A 3,849-nucleotide genomic window follows, 5' to 3' on the forward strand; every position below is an offset into this window, starting at 1 on the left:
GTGATTCAAGGTGATTTAGGGGTTGTAATTCCTAAGATGATCAAGTTTTACAAAGCAAACGCCAAGTAAGTCTTTATAATGCAGCGTTAAGATTAACTCAAAATTTAAAAAAATAGAAAATGGATAATTTTTTTCACGATACACCGGATTTTAAATTTCATTTGAGGCATCCTCTTTTTCAAAAAATTGTAGCACTAAAAGAAAAGAATTTTAAAGAAGCAGAAGAGTATGATTATGCACCCTTAAACCATGAGGATGCAATAGATAATTACGAAAAAGTTTTAGATATAGTCGGTGAGATCTGCGCCAATACAATTGCAGCAAATGCAGAGTCTGTAGATTTAGAAGGACCTCATATTGAGAACAATGAAGTAGTTTATGCCAAGGGAACTACAGAAGACTATAAGGCACTTTATAAAGCAGGATTAATAGGCATGGCATTACCCAGAAAATACGATGGTTTAAACTTCCCTATGCTACCTTATGTAATGGCTGCGGAAATGGTAGCCAGGGCAGATGCCGGTTTTGCGAACATTTGGGGATTACAGGATTGCGCTGAGACTATTTATGAGTTTGGTTCAGAAGAACAAAAAGACAAATTTCTCCCTCGTTTTAATAGAGATGGAGCAACTGCAGCCATGGTGCTGACTGAACCAGACGCAGGTTCAGATTTGCAATCAGTAAAATTGAAAGCAACTTTCGATGAAAAGGAAAACACTTGGAAACTAAACGGTGTTAAACGATTTATTACCAATGGAGATGCTGATATTTCTCTAGTACTTGCAAGATCAGAACCAAATACATTAGATGCTCGTGGTTTGTCATTGTTTATTTACGATAGAAACGACCATGCAGTACAGATAAGGCACTTAGAGAAAAAATTGGGTATCAAGGGGTCACCGACTTGCGAATTAGTATTTAAGGACGCACCTGCGGAATTGGTTGGTAAAGAACGTTTTGGGTTGATAAAATACGTAATGGCATTAATGAACTCTGCACGACTTGGTGTTGGAGCGCAATCGGTTGGTATTGCCGATGCTGCCTATAGAGAAGCTTTGAAATATGCTGAGGATAGAGCGCAATTTGGAAAAGTGATTTTAAACTTTCCGGCTGTTTATGAAATGATAACAAATATGAAGGTGAAAATTCACGCCTTACGCTCGTTGTTATATGAAACGACATTGTTTGTTGACATGACGAAAGCTTATGAAGAAGCTATGAAAGAAAGGCGCTTGGAGAAAGAAGAGCGCATGGAAATGAAACATTACATGAAATTAGCAAATGTCTTTACTCCACTATTAAAATTAACATCGAGTGAAGCTTGTAATAAAATGGCCTACGATTCACTGCAAATTCATGGCGGAACAGGATTTATGAAGGATTTTCCAATAGAGCGAATATATAGAGATGCAAGAATAACATCAATATATGAAGGAACTTCTCAATTACAAGCAGTTGCTGCAATAAAAGGCGTAACAACTGGAGTGTTTATTGAGCAGATAAAATGCTATGACACTCAGGTTTCAGATAAAAACTGTGAGATTAGAACCAAACTTCACAAAATGACTGAATCCTACGAATCTATTACAAATAGGGTCATTGAATTAGATAATAATGAATTATTGGATTTCCATTCCAGACGTTTAGTTGAAATGGCTGGGAACATAATTATGGGTTACCTTTTGGTCCTGAATAGTCAAAAAAATGAAACCTTTTCAGATACGGCAAGATTGTTTGTAAATCTTGTAAGTGCTGAAAACTTTGAGAGTTATAAGTTTATTGAAAATTTTGAAGTTTCTGAGTTGGAATTATACAGGGTCTTAAAACCAGAAGAGGTTTTAGAGGAAGTGTCTTAAATACGATATGGATTAGTTACTTTTGTTTGAACTAATGAAAACAAAAGATATTTCTTTTTCATTTATTATCCCTGTATATAATAGACCTAACGAAATAAGGGAGCTGTTAGAAAGTCTTTCAAATCAAACTTTTGCCAAACCATTTGAAATAGTAATTGTTGAGGATGGGTCTCAGCAAACTTCGGAGGACATTGTTGGCCTGTACGAAGAACAGCTAAATATTTCGTATCTGTTTAAACCCAACAGCGGTCCTGGCGACTCCAGGAACTATGGGATGCGTAAAGCAAAGGGCAACTATTTCATCCTTCTCGATTCAGACTGCATGCTGCCTCCGTCATACCTGCAAACGGTAGCAGAATCCCTTAAGCGAGAGCCCGTGGATGGCTTTGGGGGTCCGGACACCTATCACGAACAGTTTAGCCCATTGCAAAAAGCCATTAACTACGTTATGACTTCCCTGGTTACCACGGGGGGGATCAGGGGGCACGCTGCAGCTGCAAAAAACTTCCAGCCCAGGAGTTTTAACATGGGCTTGTCTAAACAAGCCTTTGAAGCAACCGGAGGGTTTGGGGATATACACCCCGGGGAAGATCCGGATTTGAGCCTGCGTATGTGGAAAAAGGGTTTTAAAACACGCTTAATACCAGAAGCTTTTGTGTATCATAAGCGAAGAATAGATTTCGGTAAGTTTTACAAACAAATGAACAAATTTGGCCTGGTCCGGCCCATCCTGAATCGATGGCACCGAGGATCAGCTAAATTATCGTATTGGTTCCCGAGTTTATTTATCCTGGGGCTACTGGCCTCATTGCTATTGGTTGGGTTGGGCATCTACGGGCCGATACTCCTTTATGCTACCTATTTCGCCATCCTGTTCCTCGACTGCCTATTTAGGTACGGGAACCTGTTAGTGGCCATTTTTGCCCTTTATGCCTTGTTGGTCCAGTTCACAGCTTATGGTATAGGTTTTCTTAAATCAACGATCTTGGTTAACTTTAGTGGGAAGGAACCTCAGGATATTTTTCCCGGGTTGTTCTTTAAGAAGGTATAGGCATGAGCGAACAAAACAATACTGCTGTTGACAAGAGGAAGTTACAGATCTTCCTTGTGTTTTTGTTGTGCTCCTTCCTGATCTGGCTGATCAGTAAATTATCGGAAAACTATACGGAACGGACCTCCTATGAATTGGTATTCGTACAGGTGCCGGATTCACTGCTCCTCACGAAGGCCTCAAAAGACAATATTTCTGCAAGGATACAGACCAGTGGTTTTCAGATGTTGAGTTCTGGTTTTAAGCGGAATCAGATCAGTATTGATGTTTCTCAATCCCGAATCAGGGGAAACCGTTATTATATCGCTCCGGCGGTGTATCGTCGGCAAATGGAGCAGCAACTTTCCGGAGCCGTTAGTGTACAAGAGGTAGATACTGATACGCTCTTTCTAGAAATGTACGCCCTGATGGCCAGAAAAGTCCCCGTCCGGGCAGCTGTAGAAGTGACACTCGCCCAGAATTATATGATGAAAGGAGCCGTACAAGTGCGTCCCGATAGCATTATCATCCGGGGCCCTGAAAATGAGGTCAAAAACATCAAAGAAGTAACAACAGAACCCTTGGAGCTGATAGAACTTGAAAGGGACTTTAGCAGGGAAGTTGCCCTGAACCTGCCCGAAATGAGTACGTCCATCAGCATGGAAACTGAGAAGGTCCTGATTCAGGGGGAAGTCTTTCGTTTTTCTGAAAAACTGCTTGAAATCCCGGTACAGGTCTTAAACTTGCCTGAGGATACAGAGATTAAGATCTTTCCGAATACCATTTCGGTTCTGTGCAGGGCCGAGTTGGAACAACTGAAAACACTTGAACCCTCTCAATTCACACTGGAGGTGGATTTTAACAATATAAAAGAGGGGGTAAAGTATTTACCTGTTACCCTTAGCCAACAACCAGAAAGCGTCCAAAGTATTCAGGTCATGGTAGAGGAGGTAGAATACCTGC

Annotated in this window: 3 protein-coding genes; all 3 read left to right on the plus strand. The window is 40.6% G+C overall.

The annotated features are described in order from the left end of the window. The first annotated feature begins 119 nt into the window (after positions 1-119). A complete protein-coding gene (locus AC4E7D_RS12645) occupies positions 120-1,856 on the plus strand; it encodes an acyl-CoA dehydrogenase family protein (protein WP_490174149.1) in 1,737 nt (578 codons plus the stop codon). Positions 1,857-1,890: 34 nt separating this feature from the next. After that, complete coding sequence (locus AC4E7D_RS12650; RefSeq protein ID WP_490174150.1) at positions 1,891-2,907, plus strand: glycosyltransferase family 2 protein; 1,017 nt, start codon at positions 1,891-1,893, stop codon at positions 2,905-2,907. A gap of 2 nt (positions 2,908-2,909) precedes the next feature. Further along, the coding region (locus AC4E7D_RS12655) for a CdaR family protein (RefSeq protein WP_490174151.1) at positions 2,910-3,849 on the plus strand (940 nt) is incomplete at its 3' end.

The organism is Lentiprolixibacter sp. (assembly GCF_982873095.1).